The 24535-nt window shown below is 28.5% G+C and carries 27 protein-coding genes; 22 read left to right on the top strand and 5 right to left on the bottom strand.

Going from position 1 to position 24535, the window contains the following annotated elements; all coding sequences use genetic code 11:
- Positions 1-57 precede the first annotated feature (57 nt).
- The 3 genes from mnmG (at position 58) to BQ7358_RS07790 (ending at position 4196) form a co-directional block, all read left to right on the top strand.
- Positions 58-1944 (top strand): tRNA uridine-5-carboxymethylaminomethyl(34) synthesis enzyme MnmG, encoded by a 1887-nt coding sequence (mnmG, locus tag BQ7358_RS07800; RefSeq protein ID WP_072520435.1) that lies wholly within the window; start codon positions 58-60, stop codon positions 1942-1944.
- On the top strand, positions 1937-2650 hold the full coding sequence (gene rsmG / locus BQ7358_RS07795) for a 16S rRNA (guanine(527)-N(7))-methyltransferase RsmG (RefSeq protein ID WP_062173210.1): 714 nt from the start codon (positions 1937-1939) through the stop codon (positions 2648-2650). Before mnmG ends, rsmG begins: the two co-directional genes overlap by 8 nt.
- Positions 2651-2885: 235 nt before the next feature.
- Positions 2886-4196 carry an isochorismatase family protein gene (locus BQ7358_RS07790; RefSeq protein ID WP_072520434.1) on the top strand — a complete coding sequence of 437 codons (1311 nt, stop codon included), beginning with the start codon at positions 2886-2888 and terminating at the stop codon, positions 4194-4196.
- A gap of 330 nt (positions 4197-4526) precedes the next feature.
- Here the strand turns inward: BQ7358_RS07790 and BQ7358_RS07785 are convergent, their stop codons facing one another.
- Both BQ7358_RS07785 and BQ7358_RS07780 read right to left on the bottom strand, forming a co-directional pair.
- A complete protein-coding gene (locus tag BQ7358_RS07785) occupies positions 4527-6182 on the bottom strand; it encodes an Rqc2 family fibronectin-binding protein (RefSeq protein ID WP_062173213.1) in 1656 nt (551 codons plus the stop codon).
- A gap of 391 nt (positions 6183-6573) precedes the next feature.
- Positions 6574-6957 carry a rhodanese-like domain-containing protein gene (locus BQ7358_RS07780; RefSeq protein ID WP_062173215.1) on the bottom strand — a complete coding sequence of 128 codons (384 nt, stop codon included), beginning with the start codon at positions 6955-6957 and terminating at the stop codon, positions 6574-6576.
- A 119-nt stretch (positions 6958-7076) separates the two neighbouring features.
- Here BQ7358_RS07780 and BQ7358_RS07775 point away from each other — a divergent pair, with 119 nt between their 5' ends.
- The 13 genes from BQ7358_RS07775 to der all read left to right on the top strand — a co-directional run bounded on the left by BQ7358_RS07775 (position 7077) and on the right by der (position 18393).
- Positions 7077-7826, top strand: a complete 750-nt coding sequence (locus BQ7358_RS07775; RefSeq protein WP_072520433.1) for a TrmH family RNA methyltransferase — start codon at positions 7077-7079, stop codon at positions 7824-7826.
- Positions 7827-7895: 69 nt separating this feature from the next.
- Positions 7896-8849 carry a magnesium/cobalt transporter CorA gene (gene corA, locus BQ7358_RS07770; protein WP_062173219.1) on the top strand — a complete coding sequence of 318 codons (954 nt, stop codon included), beginning with the start codon at positions 7896-7898 and terminating at the stop codon, positions 8847-8849.
- A gap of 23 nt (positions 8850-8872) precedes the next feature.
- Positions 8873-9079, top strand: coding sequence for a DUF1146 family protein (locus BQ7358_RS07765; RefSeq protein ID WP_062173220.1), 207 nt, complete (start codon positions 8873-8875; stop codon positions 9077-9079).
- Between the two features lie 14 nt (positions 9080-9093).
- A complete protein-coding gene (locus BQ7358_RS07760; protein WP_072520432.1) occupies positions 9094-10248 on the top strand; it encodes an AI-2E family transporter in 1155 nt (384 codons plus the stop codon).
- A 134-nt stretch (positions 10249-10382) separates the two neighbouring features.
- A complete protein-coding gene (locus BQ7358_RS07755; protein WP_062173223.1) occupies positions 10383-10808 on the top strand; it encodes a cell division protein SepF in 426 nt (141 codons plus the stop codon).
- Between the two features lie 2 nt (positions 10809-10810).
- A complete protein-coding gene (locus BQ7358_RS07750) occupies positions 10811-11086 on the top strand; it encodes a YggT family protein (protein WP_062173224.1) in 276 nt (91 codons plus the stop codon).
- Between the two features lie 7 nt (positions 11087-11093).
- Positions 11094-11864: a YlmH family RNA-binding protein gene (locus tag BQ7358_RS07745; RefSeq protein WP_062173226.1), complete on the top strand. Its 771-nt coding sequence runs from the start codon at positions 11094-11096 to the stop codon at positions 11862-11864.
- A 229-nt stretch (positions 11865-12093) separates the two neighbouring features.
- Entirely contained in the window at positions 12094-12828 is a 735-nt protein-coding gene (gene phnC, locus BQ7358_RS07740) for a phosphonate ABC transporter ATP-binding protein (RefSeq protein ID WP_062173229.1), read from the top strand.
- Positions 12800-14362, top strand: a complete 1563-nt coding sequence (locus BQ7358_RS07735; protein ID WP_231723810.1) for a PhnE/PtxC family ABC transporter permease — start codon at positions 12800-12802, stop codon at positions 14360-14362. The genes phnC and BQ7358_RS07735 overlap by 29 nt, the downstream gene beginning before the upstream one ends.
- Before the next feature lie 85 nt (positions 14363-14447).
- Positions 14448-14957 carry a ribosome maturation factor RimM gene (rimM, locus tag BQ7358_RS07730; RefSeq protein ID WP_062173233.1) on the top strand — a complete coding sequence of 170 codons (510 nt, stop codon included), beginning with the start codon at positions 14448-14450 and terminating at the stop codon, positions 14955-14957.
- On the top strand, positions 14957-15688 hold the full coding sequence (trmD, locus tag BQ7358_RS07725) for a tRNA (guanosine(37)-N1)-methyltransferase TrmD (RefSeq protein WP_072520431.1): 732 nt from the start codon (positions 14957-14959) through the stop codon (positions 15686-15688). Before rimM ends, trmD begins: the two co-directional genes overlap by 1 nt.
- Positions 15689-15768: 80 nt before the next feature.
- Positions 15769-16977 carry a 30S ribosomal protein S1 gene (gene rpsA, locus BQ7358_RS07720; protein WP_062173237.1) on the top strand — a complete coding sequence of 403 codons (1209 nt, stop codon included), beginning with the start codon at positions 15769-15771 and terminating at the stop codon, positions 16975-16977.
- A gap of 108 nt (positions 16978-17085) precedes the next feature.
- Entirely contained in the window at positions 17086-18393 is a 1308-nt protein-coding gene (gene der, locus BQ7358_RS07715; RefSeq protein WP_062173239.1) for a ribosome biogenesis GTPase Der, read from the top strand.
- A 163-nt stretch (positions 18394-18556) separates the two neighbouring features.
- Here der and BQ7358_RS07710 read toward each other — a convergent pair whose 3' ends face one another.
- From BQ7358_RS07710 to BQ7358_RS07700, 3 genes are read right to left on the bottom strand one after another with little or no spacing between them, the layout of a single operon-like run.
- Positions 18557-19159 (bottom strand): hypothetical protein, encoded by a 603-nt coding sequence (locus BQ7358_RS07710; protein WP_062173242.1) that lies wholly within the window; start codon positions 19157-19159, stop codon positions 18557-18559.
- A 15-nt stretch (positions 19160-19174) separates the two neighbouring features.
- Positions 19175-19381, bottom strand: a complete 207-nt coding sequence (locus BQ7358_RS07705) for a hypothetical protein (protein ID WP_062173244.1) — start codon at positions 19379-19381, stop codon at positions 19175-19177.
- 5 nt (positions 19382-19386) lie between these two features.
- Positions 19387-19590, bottom strand: a complete 204-nt coding sequence (locus BQ7358_RS07700; RefSeq protein WP_062173246.1) for a hypothetical protein — start codon at positions 19588-19590, stop codon at positions 19387-19389.
- Positions 19591-19767: 177 nt separating this feature from the next.
- On the opposite strand from BQ7358_RS07700, the gene BQ7358_RS07695 reads away from it, so the two are divergent.
- From BQ7358_RS07695 to mtrB, 6 genes are all read left to right on the top strand, one after another.
- A complete protein-coding gene (locus BQ7358_RS07695) occupies positions 19768-20052 on the top strand; it encodes an ArsR/SmtB family transcription factor (RefSeq protein WP_083577647.1) in 285 nt (94 codons plus the stop codon).
- A gap of 25 nt (positions 20053-20077) precedes the next feature.
- Positions 20078-21934, top strand: a complete 1857-nt coding sequence (locus BQ7358_RS07690; RefSeq protein WP_234971574.1) for a heavy metal translocating P-type ATPase — start codon at positions 20078-20080, stop codon at positions 21932-21934.
- Positions 21935-22057: 123 nt separating this feature from the next.
- The gene (locus tag BQ7358_RS07685) at positions 22058-23068 is read left to right on the top strand and encodes an NAD(P)H-dependent glycerol-3-phosphate dehydrogenase (protein WP_062173248.1); all 1011 of its coding nucleotides are present in this window, start codon (positions 22058-22060) and stop codon (positions 23066-23068) included.
- 200 nt (positions 23069-23268) lie between these two features.
- Positions 23269-23541 carry an HU family DNA-binding protein gene (locus BQ7358_RS07680; RefSeq protein WP_003144688.1) on the top strand — a complete coding sequence of 91 codons (273 nt, stop codon included), beginning with the start codon at positions 23269-23271 and terminating at the stop codon, positions 23539-23541.
- A gap of 157 nt (positions 23542-23698) precedes the next feature.
- Entirely contained in the window at positions 23699-24259 is a 561-nt protein-coding gene (gene folE / locus BQ7358_RS07675; RefSeq protein WP_062173249.1) for a GTP cyclohydrolase I FolE, read from the top strand.
- Between the two features lie 12 nt (positions 24260-24271).
- Positions 24272-24475: a trp RNA-binding attenuation protein MtrB gene (gene mtrB / locus BQ7358_RS07670; RefSeq protein ID WP_021752615.1), complete on the top strand. Its 204-nt coding sequence runs from the start codon at positions 24272-24274 to the stop codon at positions 24473-24475.
- Positions 24476-24535: the final 60 nt, after the last annotated feature.

Below are 24535 nucleotides of genomic sequence, written 5' to 3'. Positions count from 1 at the left end.
ATCAAAATTTTGGTCAAAGCATTATTTTGCAATTACGTTAAAATATATGGAGGTACTATGACTGAATTTTTAAAAGAATATGATGTGATTGTTATTGGTGGAGGACATGCAGGTATTGAAGCGGCACATGCTGCAAGTAGAAAAGGGGTTAGTACGTTAATGGTAACTATTAACCTTGACACAATTGGTTTTATGCCATGTAATCCAAGTGTTGGAGGTCCGGCAAAAGGTATTGTCGTAAGAGAAGTGGATGCTTTGGGTGGTGTAATGGGACGTATTGCTGATAAAACAAATATCCAAAGTAAAATGTTAAATACAGCTAAAGGACCGGCGGTAAGAGCATTACGTGTTCAATCAGATAAGGCACAATATCAATTGGAAATGAAACGCTTATTAGAAAATACACCAAATTTAGATATTGAACAAGCAATGGTTAAAGGACTAATTATAGAAGATAATAAAGTTATTGGATTAAAGACGATGTTAGGTACATGCTATAAAGCAAAAACTATAGTTATTACTACAGGAACATATTTACGAGGAGAAATTGTTGTTGGCGATATTAAGTATTCATCAGGTCCAAATCATCAGATGCCGTCTATTGATTTAGCTAAGCAATTAGAAGAACTGGGTTTTGAAATGGTGAGATTTAAAACCGGAACTCCGCCACGTGTAAATGCAGATAGCATAGATTTTTCAAAAACAACAATTCAACCCGGTGACAATGTTAAGCATGCTTTTAGTTATGAAACAACAGAATTCGTTGAAGATCAAGTTCCGTGTTGGTTAACATATACTAATAAAATTACACATGAGATTATTGATAGAAATTTAGGACGTTCAGCGATGTATTCAGGTATGATAAGAGGAACAGGACCACGCTATTGTCCAAGTATTGAGGATAAGTATGTTCGCTTTAACGATAAGGAACGCCATCAACTATTTTTAGAGCCTGAAGGTCGTAATACAAAAGAAATTTATGTTCAAGGTTTATCAACTTCATTACCTAATGATGTGCAACGTGATATGGTACGTTCAATTGCAGGATTGGAAAATGCCGTTCTTATGCGTAATGGTTATGCTATTGAATATGATGCCGTTAATCCGACTACATTATGGCCAACATTAGAAACAAAGTTAATCAATGGATTATTTACCGCAGGACAAATAAATGGAACCAGCGGTTATGAAGAGGCAGCAGGTCAGGGGATAATAGCAGGTATTAATGCAGCGTGTAAAGTATTAGGAGAAGAACCGATGATATTAGGACGCGATGAGGCTTATATCGGAGTTTTAATTGATGATTTGGTGACTAAGGGAACAAATGAGCCGTACAGACTACTTACTTCACGAGCAGAACACCGTTTATTATTGCGACACGACAATGCTGATATGCGGTTATCAGAAAAGGCTTATCAATATGGTTTGATAACTAAAGAACGTTATGAAAAATTTGTTGCAAAACGTAAAATGGTAGTTGCTGAAATCGAGCGATTAAAAACTTTTAGAATAACACCAACACAAGAAACGTTGTCAAAACTTAAAGAATTAAACAGTGCAGAAATACGTGATGGAATATTAGCGCTTGATATGTTAAAACGTCCGGAGTTAAGCTATGTTGATATAATGTATTTAGCAAATCAAAAAGTTATATTATCACGAGAAGTAATAGAGCAAGTAGAAATAGAAGTTAAATATGAAGGCTATATTAAAAAATCATTGCAACAGGTAGAAAAATTAAAAAAAATGAATGAGATGAAAATACCAACTAATCTGGATTATGATGAAGTACCAAGCCTTGCACTGGAAGCAAGAGAAAAATTAAAAAAAGTGTTACCACTAACAATAGGGCAAGCATCACGAATTTCAGGGGTAAATCCGGCGGATATTTCAATATTACTAATATACTTGGAACAATGTAGAGGAGCAAGAAGTAATGAATAAAGAGCAATTTTTTAATAAACTGATTAATGAACATGGTATTAATTTAACCGATATTCAAAAAAATCAGTTTACTAAATATTATAAATTGGTGATTGAATGGAACAAAAAAATTAATTTAACTGCAATAACGGAAGAAGAAGAATTTTATACAAAGCATTTTTATGATTCAGTTTCTCTAGCATTTTATAGAGATTATAATGATATAGAAAATATTTGTGATGTTGGTAGTGGAGCAGGTTTTCCATCAATTCCGCTTAAAATTATATACCCACATTTGAAAGTTACAATAATTGACTCATTGAATAAACGAATAAAATTTTTAGAACTTTTAAGGGAAGAATTAAATTTAGAAAACTGTCACTTTATTCATGCGAGAGCGGAAGAAGTGGGACAAAATAAAAAATATCGGGAAAGTTTTGAGATTGTAACAGCACGTGCTGTGGCAAGACTTAATGTTCTGGCAGAGTTGTGTTTACCTCTAGTAAAAAAAGGTGGATACTTTCTCAGCTTAAAAGCACAAAAGGCAGATGAAGAAGTATCTGAAGCTATAAATACATTTAAGGTGCTTGGAGGAAAATTAGAAAAAGATATTGATTTTAAAATAGAAGGTGAAAAGCGACATATTCTTGAAATAAGAAAGGTAAAAGAAACGCCGAATAAGTATCCGCGTAAAGCAGGAATTCCTAATAAGAAACCGCTAATATAAGATAAATTGATTGTATAATTTATTTAAGCAATACAAGATGGTATATTTATCAATGAATTATTAAAAAAATCCATATAATTTCATTATTTGTAAATTGAATTTATTTTATATTAAATTAATCTTTGAAAATTATATAAATTGTTTTATATTTATAATAAAGGTTAAAATTTGCTGTAAAATTTTAAATATGGTATAATCTTAGTCATATAAAAAGAAAAAGGAGTATAGTTTATAAATGGAAATGCTATTTAAACTATTAGCAGAACATGTATACTTGATATTGTTTATTTCATTAATATTAGAGTTTGCTGCCTTACCGCTTCCGGGAGAAACGATGATGTTATTTGCCGGAATAATGGCTTACGGCGGACATGCCAGTTATATTGGAATGATAACGGCTAGTGCATTGGGAACAGTAATCGGAATGCAGTTTTCCTACGAAATCGGAAGACGTCTTGGTACAAAAGCTGTAGATAAGTGCGGATCATATATAGGGTTGACTCCTTATCGAATGACAAAAGCTTCAGATTTTTTCAATAAATATGGTAATATTGTAATAATAATTGCATATTTTTTACCCGGAGTTCGTCATATAATGGGATATTTTTCCGGAATTTCAAGGGTGAATGGGAAAAAATTTCATACTTATTCAACAATTGGAGGAATATTTTGGGTAGTAGTGTTTATATCATTAGGATATGTGTTAGGACCAAGTGCACACCATGCGTTCAGATTAATGCATAGATATGGATCTATGTTAATTATTATAGGTTTAATAGCGTTATTTATTTATCTAATCTATAGAAAATTAGGGAAAAAAGATTTTAGCATATATTTTAAAAAAAGAATAAAATTTATAACAGTATTAGTAATAATATTTTTGGCAATAATATCTTATTTTATTATTTTTAATTCACATAGACACCCTAAATTAATTATGTCAACTGTTTTTTACTGCTTAGGAGCTTTAGCAATTATTACTTTTTTAGCATACATAAGAGTTTGTTTGAAACACGATACCAGCGAAAAATTGTTGGTAGTTGTTGATTATCAAAAAGATTTTGTAGATGGGGCTTTAGGCTTTGAAACGGCAGAAAAGTTAGATGAGATAATAGTTAAAAAAATAGAAGAGTATAAGAAATCAGGGCAAGATATTATCTTCACAAAAGACACTCACTATACAAACTATTTAACTACACGAGAGGGAAAACATCTTCCGATTGAACACTGCATTATAGATACTGATGGTCATGGTTTATATGGTAAAGTAGCAAATTTTGAAAAAGACGCTAAAAAAGTATTTAATAAAACGACCTTTGGAAGTATTGACCTTGCAAATTATGTATCACGTAGTGATTATAAAGAGGTAGAGCTGTGTGGTTTGGTTTCTAATATCTGTGTTCTTAGTAATATAATAATGATTCAAAATTATAATGAAAAAGTAGAATTGTTTGTAGATTTAAAAGCGACAAAAGGAATAGATGAAGATATCAATAGAACTTTTAAAAAATATCTTGAGCAATTAACAGTAAATGTAATAGAATAGGTTAGGGACTAGCCTAAAAGTAAAAATTTTAATAAAATTTACCTATTAGTAGTTAGACGTAGCAGTTCATTGATTTGATAATAGTTTTAAAGAGATTTATTTTCCAAAATCTAATAAACTGTATTGAAGCAACCTTACAAAATCGCAATTTCGTTGGAAATCGATTTTGTAGGGTCGCTCCTTTTTGTAAATTAATGAACTAATGTATAGAGATACACCGGATAATATTATGAATTTATTCTGAAAATTTTCCTAATTCTAAGAAAAATAGGTTATTAGAATAAAGCTAAGAAATTTTCAATAATCGATTTAAATTGTAATAATAACTAATTATTTAGAGTTTATTAACTTATTAATTAATAATTTATCAATTTTAACTTTTAATGTTTTTTGTCCTGTATAGGTTACGAATCCGGGTTTAGCACCGGAAATTTTTTTAACGTTTTTTATTAAAGTCATATCAACATCAATGTTTGTTTCATTTTTGAATTTAGAATAATAACCTGCTAAGTTAGCAGCTATATTGATAGTTTCTTCATCAGGGTTATTTGAAAAAATTACTACATGACTTCCGGGGATATCTTTGGCATGAAACCATAAGTAATTTCTATGGGCTAATTTATTTGTTATAGTATCATTTTGAATATTATTTTTTCCAATATAAATTGTAATACCATTATTTTCAATGGTAAAATACTTTTGTTTATTTTTTTTCTTTTGTATTTGTTTTTCTCTCAAGTAGCCGCCATTAATAAGCTCTTCCTTAATTTCAACAAGTTCTGTCTTATCGGCGTTTTCCGTTTGAAATTTTATAGTATCAAAATAGGTTATTTCTTCATTAGTAAGAGCGATTTGTTTTTCCAGATTTTCTATTGTTCTTATATTTTTTTTATATAGATTAAAATACTTTTCGGCATTTTGCTCGATCGATAGCGTTGTATCCAATTTAATATTAATGTTTTCTAAATTTTCACTGTAAAAATTTTGAACAGTAACAATTTCGGGAACATTATTTTTAAATAAATAAATATTTGCAATTAGAAGTTGTCCTTTTAATTTGAAATCATCTTTATTTCTTGCAATATCCAACTCATTTTGTAAAATTTTTAATTTATTGTTAAGTCTGTTAAGTTTATTTTTTATGAAATCGAATAATTTTTTATCAGTATTTTTATTAGTAGCTTTCTTAACTAAGTCCATATAGTAAAAATCTAATAATTCTGATAATGTTTTAAAAGTTGTTTCATTAGTATTGGTAATATCGAAGTAGTAAAAATCTTTTTTATTATTAATTATACTAGGTCTAAAGTCGGTATTAAAGGAATTACACAAGACTTTTAGACCGTTTATCATGTCGTTCGGGTAGTTTTGTAAAATATAATTATTAAGCAAAGAAGAAACACCATAAAAGTTTTGGATGAGAAATTTTTTATTTTCATTTTTAGGGTTTAATTTTGTATAATTCTCAAAATCAAAAGGATTTAATTTTTTATCGGTTGGGGGTAGAGTATATCTAATATTGGCTATAGTAGAACGTTTGTATTCTAGGCTATAGCTGTTATTTAATGATTCGATGATTATTTCATCTTCGTTAGTAAGAATAATATTAGAGTGTTTACCCATTAATTCCACTATTAAAATATAATGTTTTTCATAACCAAGTTCATCAAAGTTTTTAATTCTAATTTTGATAATTCTATCATTACTGACTTGGGTAATATCTGAAATTATTCCATTGGTAAGATATTTTCTTAATACGGTGCAAAAATTAGATGGTGTTAAAGGATTTTCGTATTGGATATTAGTAAAATGAATACGGGAACTTGATGAGTTTGCCGATAAAAATAATTTTAAATTTTTTCCTTTTCTAATAGAAAAGATAAATTCGTCATTTGAGATATTATTAATTTTATTGATACGAGCTTGAATAAGATTTTGAGATAATTCATTAATTATTTTTCGTGTAAAAAAACCATCGAATGCCATAACTTCTCCTTATAGGTATTTATTTAAACTAGTGTGTAAAATTTATATATTATTTTACAAATATTTCAGCAATGGTTAGTAGTGGTATGGACGCCTACAACTAACCCACTACGTGGGTGGATTTTTCGGCTAGAATTTTAGCCAAGGTCTAAAATTCTCCAAGTAAAATGCTTTTAGCATTTTACTATTACCACTACAAACATTGCTATTAAGTTAGTTGCTGTTCAAAGGTTAATTTTTAAGGTTGCCACACCACTATAGAATCAGCAACAAATAATATTTTGTATATAAATATATAGTTAATTTTACATAAGATTATAACATATAAAACAGTGAATGTATATTACTGTAACGACAAAAAAACCAGTATCGTTTGATACCGGTTTTATGGTTATCTTTTTGTTTTAAGATTTTCTTTCCAATCTTGTAAACCATTTTTTAACATAAAGACATTAGTATAACCATTTTTCTTTAGTGTAAGGGCAGCACGTGGTGCCATAGTTCCGTTTTTATCACAAAGATAAATAGGTTGGTCTTTTCTAAGAGAAGTATATAAAAAATTGAATTGAGAAAGCGGCATATTTCTAGCTCCGTTAATGTGAGCATATTTAAAATCTTCTTTTTCTCTTACATCAACTAATTGAACTTTTCTAAGATTTTGTCTAAATTCAACATAAGGTAGCTTAGTAACAGCTCTGTTCAATCTTAGATAATTAAATAATGCAATTAAGCCGATGACAAACAGTACTATTAGTGTTGATATCCAAATTGACATAATAAACTCCTTTTACGTATTATTAATAAAAAAATTATATCATAGTTTGTAATTTTATTCAATATTGATTATAATAGTAAAAGTTAGACATTTTATTTAATAATACCATGGAGAAAATAATGATAACATCAGGCAATAATAAAAAAATAAAAGAACTTCAAAAATTAAAAAAAAATAGAAATATAAAAAAATATAATAAGTATTTGGTAGAAGGAATTCATCTGGTAAAAGAAGCATTAAAGGCTAATGTTGTAGAAGAAATAATAATTTCAGAAAATTTTAATAAAAAAGAATTAAATTATTCAAAAGAATTTGTGGTAGTTTCGGACAGTGTTATAAAATTACTGGGAGAAACAGTGACTTCTCAAGGGGTAATTGCTGTATGTAGTATAGAAAAAAAAGAATTGGATATTAATTGCTATAATAGGGTTCTTATTTTGGATAGGGTACAAGATCCTGGGAATCTGGGAACTATTATAAGAACAGCGGATGCTTTTAGTTTTGATTGTGTAGTCTTGGGGAACAAAACGACAAGTTTATATGGGCAAAAAGTTCTTCGTAGTACACAAGGAAGTCAGTTTCATATTGATTGTTTTGAAAATATAGTTTTGGAAAATCTTATTGGTGAAATGAAAGGTTTTGATTTACATGCTACATCTTTAAAAGGTAATAAATATTTGGAAGATATTAATGATGTAGGAGAGAAAATTGCTGTTATTTTTGGTAATGAGGGTGCAGGGGTTGATAACAATATCTTGGAAAAGGTAAATAATCTTTTAAAAATAAAAATGACAGGAGAAGCCGAAAGTTTAAATGTGGCAGTTGCTGCCGGAATAATTATGAATCATATTACAAATAATATTAAATAAAAATTTACTAATTTCATTAATTATGATATTATTGTAGTTGTGAAAATAATATAAGAGAGGTGAGATCTAATGTTAAAAACACTAGCAGTAGATAAAAAAGGAAATATCTTAACAGATGTCAAATTGGCAAGACTTAATGATCAAGATATTGCTTGGTATTGGGTTGATTTTGACACACCGACACGAAGTGAGATAACCCTATTGTCTACATTTTTTAAGTTTCACGAATTGTTGATTGAAGACTGTATGACATTGCTTCAACGACCAAAAATTGAAATAACACGACAACAAATCTTTTTAGTATCTCATGTTTTGAAAAATATTGATGATGACTATGAAACAATAAATATGTTTGTCGGAAAAAATTATATTGTAACTTTTCACCTCTCACATATACGATATATTAATAAAATTATTCCGAAAATCTTACAGCGTGGTGCACAATATTCACCACTTCATGTGATGCATATGTTGGTATCAGAAATAGTGGAAGGATATATTCCAATTATTGCAAAAATAGAAAATCGTCTTGATGAAATTGAAGAATACGACTCATATAATGCCGGCAGTAAAATAATGGACGAGGTTTTTGAGCTTCGTAGTGACTTGTTAAAACTGCGACGTGGTTTATTGCCGATGCGTGAGTTACTCCATAGATTTTTAGTATCCCGTCGTGTTGAAATGACCGATAACGACAGAAAATATTTTCACGATATTTATGATGACCTTGTTCAACAAACAGAAATTATTGAAGCAACACGAGAACTTGCCAGTGATATTAGAGAAAATTATATGACTTATAACTCATTTAGGTCTAATAATATTATGATGATGCTGACTGTTATTTCAACAATATTTTTGCCGTTGACATTTATAGTTGGTCTTTATGGAATGAACTTTAGAAATATGCCGGAGTTAGAGTGGGAATATGGCTACTTTTTAATCTGCGGTGTTATGCTGATAATTGCTATTGGAATGTTATGGATATTTAAGAAAAAAGGTTGGCTTGATATGTTCAAATAGATATTAGATATAAAGGATAAAATATGAATTTTATAAAATTAACATTGTTATTTATAATGATTTTAGTTAGTAACTTTAGCTTAATGAAATTAGATTTTGGTAAATTCTTTAAAAAAAATAGTACAAAGGAAATAAAAATTTTAATCAGTCTAGTGTCGTTCGCTATAGGATATTTAGGTTATAATGCAATAATGACAATATATGAATTGTCATTACACTTAATAAAATAACGAAGGAGGATTTTATGAAAGAAAAGATTAAAGAAGAGATAAAGAAAAATAAAGAAATAGTAGAAAACTCCAGAGAAGATAGATTATTGGCATTTTTAGGTGGAAAATTTATTTTGTATATTTTAATAGTAGTTATATTGTTAGGGATAGCAATATACTTATATACTGAAATATCATATATCTTTTCACCTATAAAAGCCATAGTATCAAGTATTACAACTCCAATTATTTTAGCTTATGCATTTTATTACATATTAAATCCGTTGGTAAATGTTTTTTCTAGAAAAATGCCACGCTTTATCGCTAGTTTGCTTGCTATATTTGTAGGTGTTTTGGTAATTTTAGTGGTAATTATTGGAGTAGTTCCGATAATTGTTGAACAAACTCAGGCTTTAGTAAGCTCATTACCTAAATATATAGAAATAGTTCGAGGGTATCTTGCAACTAATTCAGAAAATACCTATGTAAAAGCGGTGAATGAATATATTAGTTCCAATTTGAATACTGCAAAAATTAGTGCACAAGCTGTAACAATAGTGACAAATGTTGCTCAAAGTATTGCTTCTTCATTATCATCAACTGCTTCGGTGCTTATGACTTTTCCTTTTGTGTTATTCTTTTTATTAAAAGATGCCGCAAAATTTAAAATTTATTTGATAAATTCTATGCCTAACAGATTGAAAAAATCAATTTCGGAAACAATAGATGAAATTGATGATAAGGTTGGTTCTTATATCCAAGGTCAAATGACGGTTTCATTATGTTTGGGAGTTATGCTTTATATAGGGTATAATATTATCGGCTTGCATTACGCTTTTTCGTTGGCAACGATAGCCGCATTTTTAAGTATTGTTCCTTATCTAGGACCTATTATGGCGATAATTCCTGCAATGTTGGTTGCAGCTTCAACCAGTGGTATAATGGTTTTGAAAATGTTGGTTATTTGGGGAATAGTGCAATTTGTTGAAGGGAATATTTTATCACCAAATATCATGGGGAAAAGTATGGATATGCACCCACTTACAGTTATTTTCGTTATTTTAATAGGTGTCAATATACTCGGAGTAGTTGGTGCTATTTTAGGAATACCGATTTATTCAATTTTAAAAGTATTAATAACTAAATTAATAAATACTCTTCGAAGTAGATATAATAAATATTATGAGTGAACAAAGTAAAGAATCTTATAGTTTTAATCAACTTTAAGGTTCTTTGTGTATTATAACGAATATATCGGTTTAAAAATAATGAAAATTATGATATAATTATACAGTTAAATATAACTAAATAGAGGTTTGATATTATGAGTATGATAAAAAAATTTAATAACCTGTTTGTGAGTGAAGAAGATTTCGAAGATGATGTAAAAGAGGAACAAACAATTCAAAAAGAATTACAAAAAGAACAACCAAAACAAAGAATTTCAAAGGAGAATTCAGTGAATAAAGCGACATCTAATCCAATAACCGGTAAAATGAATAATGTAATATTAACAGAACCGCTAGTATTTGCGGATAGTAAAGATATTATTGATGATATAAAAAAAAATAAAGTGGTAATTATTAATTTAAGCAAACTAGATGTAGAAACAGCTGATAGATTATTAGATTTTGTATCGGGTGGTATTTATGCGCTAAATGCAAAATTAAAAACTATAGGTGAAGATATTTATTTATGTGTACCTAACGGTATTGATGTATCGGGAGATTTTTACGAAGGAGAGTATTAATATTGCTAAGTTTAACAGAATATTTTTGGGTATATAGATTTATTAATTATTTATTTAATTTTTATGAATACTGTATACTGGCATATATATTATCATCATGGTTTCCACAATTTAGAAATAATATTATAGTGGAATTTTTGGAAAAACTTTGTGAACCATACTTGAAAATTTTTAGAAAACTTATTCCACCGTTTGGAATATTAGATATTTCTCCAATCATAGCTTTTATTGCATTGGATATATTAAGACGATTACTTTTAGGATTTATATTTTCTTAGGTGAATTATGAAAAATTTGAATTTTTTATATTCAGCATCAAAAGAAGAAATAGAAACGGCGGAAAATCTATTACAAACAATCGATTTCTTCAACAATAGAAATAAGGTTACCTTTTTTCTAACTCAATTTGAGCAAATTATTTTAGAAAAAATAATAATTTATAATTATCCGGAATTAAAAGTAGAATTTTTCGGTGGAGTTGTTAATTTAGAGAGAAAAAAAGCAAAGTTGGTAGCAAACGAATATTATAATGTTGATTTTGAGATAACTTGTTTAAGAGCAACATATAATAATAAATTTAACACAATTAGACATAAAGATGTTTTAGGTGCTATCCACAATCTTGGAATAAATTTTAATAGATTTGGAGACGTTATTGTAGAAGAAAATACACTTTATATTTTTGTGGATAGTAGTATTTCAGATTTTGTTATAATGAATCTAACAAAAATCGGAAAGATTAATATAACATTAAAGAAAGTGAATATGTTAGATGTTAAGTTTGAGAAAAAATTTGAAAATTTTGAAATAGTCAGTTCCTCGTTCAGACTTGATAGTATTGTAGCAAAAATAACCAATAAGTCACGCAGTAAAGTGAAAGAATTTTTGATTCAAGATTTTATAAAATTAAATCATGTTGTAGCAAAAAATGGAGAAAAATCTTGTAATGTAGGTGACATAATTTCTATTAGAAAATATGGAAGATTTATTATAAAAGAAAAAACTCAAAATAAAAAATCTTTGAAGTATAGAATTACAATAGGTAAAGTAATTTAGGAGTAACGAAGAGTTATTCCTTTTTATATTAGACAAATATTATTAAAATTCATATTATTAATAACTAATGTTGAAAATTCATGAAAAATATTATATTTTTTGTTAGTGCTAATAATAGCGATGTTACTATAACAAATAGATGCTGAAAATTATTTAAGAAAGTGTTATAATTGTAACAAGAAATTTTATCTTAAATTTTAGTACGGTAAGAAGTAAATGAGGTGATTTATTGGTTAACGAAGAAATAAAAATAGAAAATTTATCATTTAGCTATGGAGAAAAGAAAGTTTTGGACAATTTGAATTTTTCTATAAACAAGGGAGATTTTGTTGCAATAGTTGGGAAAAGCGGTGCAGGTAAATCAACGCTCCTTAGATGCTTGAATCTCTTAAATGTACCTAGTGGAAAAATAATAATAAATAATAACGATATTACAAAATTTAATAAAAATGAATTAAAAAAATTTAGACAAAAGATAGCTTTTATATTTCAAGATTATAATACATTAGATAATTTATACACAATAGATAACGTTTTAACACCATATCTTGCTAAAAAATCTTTTATTCAATTGATGTCCGGCTATACTAAAAAAGAATATGAACAAGGAATAACATATTTAACACAAGTTGGGCTAAATGAAGAAATATTTAAAAAATCAAAATATTTATCCGGTGGGCAAAAACAACGTGTAGCCATAGCAAAGGCTCTAGCACAAGAACCGAATATTTTACTGGCAGATGAACCGGTGAGCAGTCTTGATGAAAAAAATACTAGTATAATAATGGATAATTTTCAGAAATTAAATAAAGAAAAAAACATAACAGTATTGATAAATCTGCATGATATAGTCCTTGCTAAAAAATATAGTAATAAAATTTTAGGATTAAAAGATGGTAAGATTTTGTTTTACAATTATACAGAAAGTGTAACGAATGATGAACTTAAAGAATTATATCATTAAAAGAAAAATAAAAAGTGTTATTTTGAACTCAATATTATTGATCGGTATAGCTATTTCTATACTAAATTATGATGCTAAAAGCTTTTCTTTAGGATTTTCTAGAGTTGAAAATTTATTGTCAAGAATGTATCCACTAGATTTAAGTATACTTAGTAGCCTTTATGAACCGATTTTAGAAACTTTGAACATTGCGGTATTTTCATCAATTTTAGCACTGTTTACAGCTTTGTTTATTCTCCCGTTATTAACAAATATTTTGTTTAATATAAAAATATTACCTAAAATATTAAGTGCAGTGTTCTCGATTTTTAGGACAATACCATTTTTAATAGTGGCAGCTATATTAGTAAGTCTTTTTAGCACAGGAAATTTTAGTGGGTTTTTAAGCATTTATATTATCAGTTTTTTAACTGCAACTAAGCTTTTAAAAGAATATGCGGAGGAAGTGGATATAAAACATATAGAGGCGATGAAAAGCCTTGGAGTTTCAAGATTTGCTATTTATAAAACAGCCTTGCTATCTAATATAAAACCGGCGATATTTTCAATTTATTTTTTAATATTGGAATCCGGTATTCGTGGAGCCAGTGTTTTGGGCATGGTCGGAGCGGGTGGAATTGGTCAAAGATTATGGACGGAGCTAAATCATTTACGTTATGATAGAGTATCATTGATAATTATAATTTTAGTACTTTTGATTTTTATTATAGATTTAATTAGTTATTACTTCAGAACTATGGAAGATAAAAATAATTTATCAAAAAAAGAATATTTTTTACGAAAAAAAATAGAAAAAATATTAATACCGATAGTAATAATTAGTTCATTAATTTATGTAATAAATTTCTTAACAATAACAAAAGAGAGATTTTTATTAGGATTAGGTCAACTAAAAGTGTTATTTAAGGAATTATTTAATCCGGATATTTCTTATTTTTCAAAAATGTTTTTTGCATTATTGACAAGTATAGAGATAGCATTTGTTGCAACTTTACTTGCAAGTCTAACGGCAATATTTACTTCATATTTAGCATCAACAAATTTATTTGGAAAATATAAAGCGATAATTTTTAAAGTTGTTATTAATGTTTTAAGAACATTTCCTCCTATTATTATAGCGCTAATATTTTTTAGAGGCTTTGGGCCCGGAACTATTAGTTCGTTTTTTGCTCTATATATTTACACTGTAGGAGTTGTAACAAAAATGTATAGTGAAATATTAGAGGGAATAAATAGTAATATATTATTAGCAACAAAAAGTATAGGGCTGGGTAATTTTATTAGTTATATAAAGATAATTTTTAGCGGTTATCTACCGGAATTTGTAACAATTAGTTTATATAGATTTGAAATGAATATAAAAAATTCAACAATACTTGGTATGGTTGGAGCAGGTGGAATAGGTCAGTTATTAGTTAATAATATAGAATATAGGAATTGGAACAGAATATCAACATTATTAATTGGACTTTGTACGGCGATAATTATAGTAGAAAATATATCATCTATTATAAGAGAAAAAATAAAAAGATAGCATTATGTTGTGACAACTAAGGCATAGATTACTATTGTAAAAATATTATTTAACATTGATATAATAAATATTAAAGGAGATTTTAATGCGTTTAAAAGTAGGAAAAATAGTAAATACCCATTCACTAAAAGGAGAAGTTAAGGTAATTTCTTCTACTGATTTTGAAAAAAGACGTTTTTCAAAAGGAAGTAAGCTTCTTATTACCCAAGGTAATCGGGTGATTAGGGAAGTTTCAGTAGAAAACTATCGAAATCATAAAAATTCACTTTTAGTTAAATTTGAGGGGATTGACACAATAGAAGAAGCGGAAAAATTGAAAAATATGCAAATAAAAATTGATTCTGAAAATATCGATGAACTAAAGGAAAATGAATTTTATTTTTATGAAATAATAGGTTGTAGGGTATATGATGAACATGGAGAAAAATTAGGAGAAATATCCGAGATTTTAACTCCGGGAGCTAATGATGTTTGGGTAGTAAAAGCAGAAAACGGGAAAGAATTTCTTATACCTTATATTGAAGACGTAGTAAAAAATATTGATGTAATAAATAAAAAAATTGAAATCGAATTAATGGAAGGATTAATTGATTAATGAAGATAGATATATTAACTTTATTTCCGGATATGTTTGATTCATTAAATCATTCAATTTTAGGAAAAGCGAGAGAAAAAAATTTAGTAAATATAAATACAGTTGATTATCGAAAATTTTCCGGTAATAAGCATAATCAGGTAGATGATTATCCATTTGGCGGAGGACAAGGAATGGTATTAAAACCGGAACCGATATTTAATGCTGTAGAAAGTTTAAGAAAACATTCTAAAACTAGAATAATATTACTTTGTCCGCAAGGAGAAAGATTTAATCAAAAAAAAGCTGAAGAATTATCAAAAGAAGATCACCTAATATTTATTTGTGGGCATTATGAAGGATATGATGAAAGAATTAGGGAATATTTGGTAACTGACGAACTATCTATTGGTGATTTTATTTTGACGGGTGGAGAATTCGCAGCTATGGCTATGATTGACAGTATAGTCAGATTAGTACCGAATGTATTAGGAAAGGAGGAGTCGCATAAAGATGACTCATTTTCAACAGGTTTATTAGAATATCCGCAATATACCAGACCAAAAGATTATAAAGGAATGTCAGTACCGGGCATATTGACATCAGGACATCATAAAAATATAGAAATATATCGTAAAAAAGAAAGTCTGAAACGAACTTATTTAAGAAGACCGGATTTGTTAGAAACCTATGAATTAGACACTGAAGAAGAAATGCTTCTTGAACAAATAAAAAAAGAATTAAAAAATTAACGTAAAAAGAATGACAATAGTTTAGTTTTGATGTATAATATAGGATAGTATGTATTGTAAGCACAGGAGGATTAGAAGTAATGACAACTTCATTTGAGGAATTATTAAACAGTTCAGAAATGTTAAAAAAAGGAGATAAAGTAACTGGTACAGTATCTAAAATTGATGAAGATAAAGTGTATGTAGATGTTGCAGGGGCACAATATGACTGCGTTATTTTACGAAATCAGATCACTAGAAAGCCGTTTGAAAATATTGAAGAAGTATTATCAGTTGGTGATGAAATAGAAGCACAGGTAACAGGTATTCGTGTTGATCGTGAAAAAAGAAAAGAAGATGTACCGGGAGTAATTTATTTATCTCATCGAATTTTAGAAAATGCTGAGTATAGAAAACTTATAGAGTTATCATGGAAACAGATATTAGAAAAATTCGAAAATGGGGAATATGTTACTGCAACTGTTTCTGCACAAACTAAAGGTGGTTTATTGGCTGAGGTGGATGGACTACGTGCATTTATTCCGGGTTCTTATATTGACATTAGATTTAGAAGAGATTTATCAGATTTCGTTGGGAAAGAGTTCACTTTTAAAATTGAAGAAGTGGATAAATCTAAAAATAAAATTATCTTAAATAGAAAAGCTATTTTAGAAGAGGAAGCAGCTAGAAAATTAGCAGAAGCATTTGAAAACTTGAAAGTAGGTGATGTTGTAGAAGGAACGGTGAGAAGACTTGCAAGTTTCGGTGCATTTGTTAATATTGGAGAAATTGACGGGTTACTACATATTTCAGAAGTATCACACAAACGTTTTAATGAATTATCAGAGGTAGTAAGCGTCGGTGATGTTATAAAAGTGGCGATTATTTCTCTTGATAAAGAAAAAGGTAAAGTTTCTCTATCAGCAAAAGCATTATTGCCAACACAATGGGAAATTGCACGTGGCACAATAAAAGTAGGCGATGTACTAGAGGGTATTGTTCGTAATACAACTGATTTCGGTGCATTTGTTGAAGTGATGGAAGATGTTGAAGGTTTAGTACATATTTCACAAATTTCTCATGAAAGAGTAAATAATGTGACAGATGTATTAAAAGCCGGTGATAAAGTAAATGTTAAAGTATTAGATGTAGACTTTGAAAATGAAAGATTATCTTTAACAATTAAAGATTTAATAGAAAAACCGGTTGCGCCTAAAGAGGAGAAAGAGTCGGAATTTGACACTTCATATTTAAAAGATGAGGATACTTCATTCAGCGTTGCAGATAAATTTAAAGAAATTGAACTTTAATTTTAACAAGTATGATTAAAAATAATGGCAGTAGATTAAAAATTTGTCTATTGCTATTATTTTTTGAATGGAAGATATTTTGTAAAAAAGCTAAGGAGGAATTGTGTAATGGCAAAACCAACAGTAGCTATTATTGGAAGACCAAATGTAGGAAAGTCTACTATTTTTAATAAAATAATAGGTGATCGTCTTTCGATAGTAGAAGACGTTGCGGGTGTAACTCGTGATAGAATATACTCAAAAGCAGAATGGTTAAATTATTCATTCTTTATGATTGATACAGGTGGGATTGAATTGGAAAATACACCTTTTCAAAAACAAATTAGAGCACAGGCGGAACTAGCGATAGATGAGGCGGATGTTATTATTTTCTTAACTAATGGACGTGATGGTGTTACTGCCGACGATGAAGAAGTAGCCAAGTTGTTATATAAAACTGATAAACCTGTAATACTTGCCGTTAATAAAATTGATAATTTTGATATGAATCACATGATTTATGATTTTTATTCACTAGGATTTGGAGAGCCGTTCCCGATTTCAGGTTCACACGGCTTGGGTATAGGAGATTTACTTGATGAAGTTTGTAAAAATTTCAAAGTAGTTGACGAAAAAATAGAGGATAAAAAAATCAGATTTTCATTAATAGGAAGACCAAATGTAGGAAAATCAAGTTTGATTAACGTTATTTTAGGGAAAGAGCGTGTTATAGCTTCTGAAATAGCAGGAACTACACGTGATGCGATTGATACCGATTTTGTTCATGATGGTGATGAATATGTAGTAATTGATACAGCGGGAATAAGAAAACGTGGTAAAGTATATGAAAATTGTGAAAAATATTCAGTATTACGTTCGTTAAAAGCAATTGAGCGTTCTGATGTTGTCTTGGTAGTTTTAAATGCAGAAGAGGGAATAATTGAACAGGATAAACGAGTAGCAGGATATGCTCATGAATCAGGTAAAGGTGTTATTATTGTTGTTAATAAATGGGATGCGATAATTAAAGATGATAAAACTATGAACGAATTTAATGAAAAAATTCGTGATAGTTTTGCATATTTAGATTATGCTAAAATCATTTATGTTTCAGCAAAAACTAAACAACGAGTATTTAATATTTTTCCATTGATAAAAGAATCTTATGAAAATAGACAACGCCGTATTCAATCTTCAACACTTAATGAAGTTGTTGTAGATGCGGTATCTATGAACCCTACTCCAATGGACAAAGGGAAACGTCTAAATATTTTTTATGCTTCTCAGGTTGCTATTAACCCACCGACATTTGTATTTTTTGTTAATTATCCGGAATTAATGCACTTTTCTTATGAGAGATTTTTAGAAAATAGAATAAGAGATTCATTCAACTTTGAAGGAACTCCAATTAAATTATTAACAAGAAAACGAAATTGATTGAATTTAGAAAGGGATTTTATAAAAATTAAATACTAAATATTAATACTAAATGTCAATATCAAATTAGATAGAAAAATTTTATAAAGCTATATTGTTAATTATTCAATAAAGATAATTAACAATATAGCTTTACTATATATCGGGGAAAATTTTTATTTAATTAATTTTTAATTTCTAAGTGTCCTGATTTAAGAGAAATATTATCTCCTTCTTTTACTTTATCATATTGTTCTTTTGTAACTGAAATGTATTTTGTTTCCCCTTCTTTTGTTTTTATTTCTAGCATATAAACAGGAACTTTGCTATCCTTTACATTATCAACAAGTTCTTTTTGTTGATCGCTGGCATGAACTTTGGTGTGTGGAGTTGTTGAATGGTGGAATAAAGTGTACCAAAGTAGCATATTTGTTATACTGTTACCTGAGAAAAATCCGCTAGAACGATAGTTATTGTTTAGATAATCTGTATATTGTTTTTTGTAATTTTGATTATTATAACTGTTGTAATTATGGTTGTAACTTCCTTTAGAGCTTTTAGAAAAATTTCTTTTTGTCGAAGTGGTAGATTTACTTGAAGTCTTACCTTTCGGCTTACTGCTTTTAGAGCTGCCGGAAGTACGTGGTTTACTACTGGATTTAATAGAAGATGGTTTAACAGTGCTGCCTTTCGCTTCAATAATATTAGTAGTAAAAGTGTTAATAGAAGAAAAGATAAGAACACCGGTCAATAATACTCCGAATATTTTTTTAAAGTTGATTTTCATATTGTAAAACTCCTTTTAATTATTTTCTGTACTACGTTTAGCAACAACGGTACCCTCAACATCTTCTTGTGAACCTGTTTCGCTTTTTACCGTTGTTTCAATATTAGTTTTATCATCAACAGTATTATTATCTTTTGAACTGTTATTTATGTAGTAGAAAATCCCTAAACCGATAGCAGTGATAATAGTTAAGGTTATAAAGATTTTTAAAAATCGAGTCATAATTATTATAAACCTCCTAAAACATATCCTTTTAATTCCAAAGCACGTTTTATTCTATCATATTCAGAGGCGGGAATTTCTATATCATCTCCATTAACCTGTGATAAAGTTGCGTACTCGGCATCATAGTCTTTCCAAATATCAATTACATTGTTTAAATTTATCAATCCGCGATTTCCGTCTATTAAAATTATCTCAAACCATTTCATAATCTAATCTCCTAAAATATTTTCTTTCATTATAGCATATTTCATAAAAAAGATATATTAATAAAATAATTTATGCTAAATAGTAATGATTTCTATATTCAAAAATACACTTGAATGTTTAGAGGGGGTATGATAAAATGTACTCAAATAGAATTTTGAATGTAGAGGTGTATTATTTTGAATTTAGAAGAACGAGATAAAGTATACAATTTTTTAAACCTAATAGCTGATAAAAGGAGAATTGATATTATTTATTTAATAATGAAAAAAAGACTTTGTGTTCAAGATATAGCTGAAATTATAAATGAAACTGTGGCTAACACTTCTTATCATCTTCAGCAGTTAAAAAAGGGGAATATTGTAAAAGCTGAAAAAGAAGGAAAAGAAGTATTTTATTCACTCAGTGATAAACACGTTTATGAAATATTGGAAAATGTTTTAGAACATATTAGTCATAAATAAGAAATTAATAAGTGAGGTGACTGTAATGAAAAAGGAAAGGGATATTATAAAATTTTTAATATCTTATAATGTATTGAGATTTGTTGTAGGGATACTAATATTTATAACAGCGGGGTTATTTAGTAATAATAATTACAGTTTATTATTACTACTTTTAGTATATTTTATTTTAGGGTATGATGTTTTATATAAATCAATAAAAAACATTATTAAAGGTAATTTTTTTGATGAGAATTTTCTAATGGCGATAGCAACAATTGGTGGAATTTATATAGGAGTATATTCAGAAGCGGTAGCGGTTATGTTATTCTATCAATTAGGTGAAATATTTGCCGATTATGCAAGTGAACAATCTCGGAATTCAATAAAGAGTTTATTAAAATTAAGACCGGATATTACTAATTTTAAAAAAAAAAATGGGGTAGTTCCGGTAAAACCGGAAGATATAAAAATAGGAGACGTTATAGTAATAAAAGCTGGAGAAAAGATTGCATTAGACGGTATTGTTGTTTCCGGCAGTTCAAACGTTGATACTTCTTTTTTAACAGGAGAATCAATACCGTGCAGTGTTAAAGAAAATGATAAAGTTTTAGCAGGATATGTTAACTATCACGGCGTTATTGAAGTAAAAGTAATAAATACTTTTCAAAATTCTTCTATTATGAAAATATTAAAATTGGTAGAGGAGGCAGCGAACAAAAAAGCTCCTTCAGAAAAATTTATTACAAAATTTTCAAAAATTTATACACCGCTTGTTGTTATTGGGGCATTATTATTAATTGTGATACCTTTGTTAATTTTAGAGAATTTTAATATAGATACTTGGTTGTATAGAGCATGTATGTTTTTGGTTATTTCCTGCCCTTGTGCATTGGTAGTATCCATTCCAACAACTTATTTCAGCGGATTGGGATTAGCTTCGAAAGAAGGGGTCTTAGTAAAAGGAAGTAATTATTTAGATTTATTGACAAAAATAGAAACAGTTGTAATGGATAAAACGGGAACAATAACCGAAGGAGTTTTTAGTGTAGTAGCAATCACTGTAAAAAATACAACAAAAGAAGAGTTGCTAAAATTAGCAGTAGCAGGAGAATATTATTCTAATCATCCAATAGCAGTATCAATAAAAAACTATACTACATTAAAAATCAATGAAGATTTAATAAAAGATTATACAGAGTTAAGTGGTTATGGCGTATCTTTATCGTATAATGGTGATAACATATTAGTTGGTAATGATAAGTTGATGATTAAAAATAAAATTGTCTTTGAAAAAAATAATTCATTAGGTACAATAGTATATATTGCTAAAAACAATGAATTTATCGGTAGCATAGTTATAGCTGATAAAATAAAAGCAGACACCAAAAAATTCATAGATTCTTTGAAAGATAAAAAAATAAAAACAATAATGTTAACCGGAGATAATAAAATATTAGCTGAAAACGTGTCGAAACAGTTGAATATAGATGAAGTTTATGCTGAATTATTGCCACAGAATAAGTTGGAAATATTTGAAAAAATAAAAATTAATAATAGAAAAAAAGTTATGTTTATTGGAGATGGTATTAACGATACACCAACTCTAGCACGAGCTGATATAGGTGTCTCAATGGGAAGTTTAGGGAGCGATGCTGCTGTTGAAACTTCAGATGTAGTGCTAATGGAAGATAAACCGTCAAAAATTATTACAGCGATTAATATAGCGAAAAAAACACGTCATATAGCCTACCAAAATATTATAGCGATTATTTTAGTAAAAGTTATATTTTTAACGCTCGGTGCATTTGGTATAGCAACTATGTGGGAAGCAATAATTTCCGATGTGGGAATGACGGTAATAGCGTTATTAAATTCATTTAGATTATTAATAAAAAAATAAACTAAAAAGTGAAAAACTTTTTCCCTATTATATAACCATATTTAGTTAGTGATTAATTTCATTTTTTCTGATATAATAAATTTAATATAAAAGTTATTGAATAAAATTAGTGAGGAAAATAATATGAAAATATCAGTAATAGGTTCTGGAAGCTGGGGAACAGCATTGTCACAGGCGATAGTTGATAACGGACACGAACTTCGACTGTATTCGAGAAATGAGAAAACAAGGGATGAAATAAATACTGAACACACTAATAAACGATATTTAAAAAATATAAAGTTACCTGAAAATGTTATCGCTACCAGTAATCTTGAAGAAGCGGTAAAGTTTGGTGAAGTATTAGTAATAGCAGTTCCAACAAAAGCAATGAGAGAGACAATGAAAAAAATAAATGTTTATTTAGATATTCCAAAGTATATTATTCATGTTTCAAAAGGGTTGGAGATGGAAACTAATAAACGTATGTCAGAAGTAATAGAAGATGAGATAGATAGTAATTTATTAAAAGGTGTCGGAGTTTTAAGCGGACCGTCACACGCGGAAGAATTAGTTTTAAGAAATCCTACCGTTGTGGCTATAGCTTCTAAAAATGATAAATTAAATAAATTAGCTCAGAAAATTTTTCATAATAAATATTTTAGAATCTATGTCAATAAAGATATTATCGGTGTAGAAGTGGGTGGTGCTTTAAAAAATATTATTGCAGTTGGTTGTGGAATAATAGACGGAATGAAATTAGGAGATAATGCTAAGGCCGCTTTACTTACGCGCGGATTAATAGAAATAACACGTCTTGGGACAAAACTAGGTGCAAAACAGATGACTTTCTTAGGACTTGGCGGTATCGGAGATTTAGTTGTAACGTGTACTTCAAAACATTCAAGAAATTATAATTGTGGTTATTTAATTGGTAAGGGATATACATTAGAAGAAGCAGTTGCTAAATTAGATATGGTGGCAGAAGGAGTTAGAACTACAAAAGTTTGCTATCAACTTGCAAAAAAATATAATGTTTATATGCCTATAACAGAAAATATTTATAAAGTATTGTATGAAGATTTGTCAATAAATGATTGTGCTAAAAATTTGATGAAAAATGTAGCTAGTGAAGAATTAAATAGATTTGAATAATTTTCTAGGTATAAGAAGTTGGATTTAATGAAAATTTATTAACAAATAAAATAAAAAATGATGCTAAATTAAATAAAATCATGTAAAAACATATTTTTCGCCATTTTTCTTTAATAAAAACTTGATTATTACTTGGTAATATGGTAATATTTAATAAGTGAAGCGGGAAACCGCTACTCAAAAACGGAGGTAAAGGATTAATGAATAAATCAGAATTAATTTCAAAAGTAGCTGAGAAATCAGGACTACAAAAAAAACAAGCAACTGCAGCTATCGAAGCATTCGTAGAAACAGTTGAAGAAACTCTAGCTAAAGGTGAAAAAATTCAAATTATTGGATTTGGTAACTTTGAAGTAAGAGAAAGAGCTGCTCGTAAAGGTCGTAACCCACAAACTAATGAAGTAATTGAAATTGCAGCTAGTAAAGTACCTGCATTCAAAGCTGGTAAAGCACTTAAAGATGCAGTAAAATAATAGGAAATAAATAAAAAGGCCTAAGATAGTTTGTATTTTAGGCTTTTTATTTTGTCAAATTAGCAACTTTCTGGTTTAAGAACAGAAAATATTTCTCTATTGAATTAGTCGTTTTTGTGGTAAAATAGTGTTATCATAAAAAATTTGGAGGTTGGTTTTGAAGAATAAAGAACAGTCAATGGAACTTATAAAAACTTTATTAGAAAACTTTGGAGAAGATCCTACAAGAAAGGGACTTATGGATACACCAAAACGTTGTGTAAAAATGTATGAAGAATTGTTATCAAAGACGAATGTAGATCCCAAAGAGGAAATTAATACATTTTTCGAATCAGATAACGATGAACCTATATTAGTGAAAGATATTCAATTTTATTCACTATGTGAACACCATATGCTTCCATTTTATGGAGTATGTCATATAGCATATGTTCCTAAAAATAGAAAAATAACAGGACTTAGTAAATTAGCACGTCTTGTTGAAAGTGCAAGTCGTCGTTTGCAAATTCAAGAGGATATGACCCTCATGATAGTAAATGCAATGGAAGAACAACTACACCCTAAAGGTGTCTATGTTGTTATAGAAGCGGAGCATATGTGTATGGCTATGAGGGGAATAAAAAAAATAGGTTCTAAGACGGTAACCAGTAAAAAAACAGGGGTATTTTTAGAAGATAACAATTTAGTAAAAGATATTCAATATAAAATTAAACTGTAATAGGGTGAAAATATGAAACAAGCTGATTATATAATAATAAGAGCCGAAGTGGATAATGTTAAAGTTATTACCAAGAAAATAAACAATGAAGAATCTTTGGAGATTTTAAATAAAGGCGAGGTAATTATTTTGAATATTTTTGATAATATTAAAAATTTCAAAATAAAAGGTCGGGCAAGAATAGTATCAACCCTTGATCAAGTAATTTCAGAGTAATTAAAATTTTTATAGTGTAGAAATTACAGTGATAAGATAAGGCTAACTTAAAAATTAGGA

This window comes from Gemella massiliensis (assembly GCF_900120125.1).
Classification (GTDB): Bacteria; Bacillota; Bacilli; order Staphylococcales; family Gemellaceae; genus Gemella; species Gemella massiliensis.
Note: the sequence above shows the minus strand (reverse complement) of the source record. Positions and strands in the feature narration are given on the sequence as shown.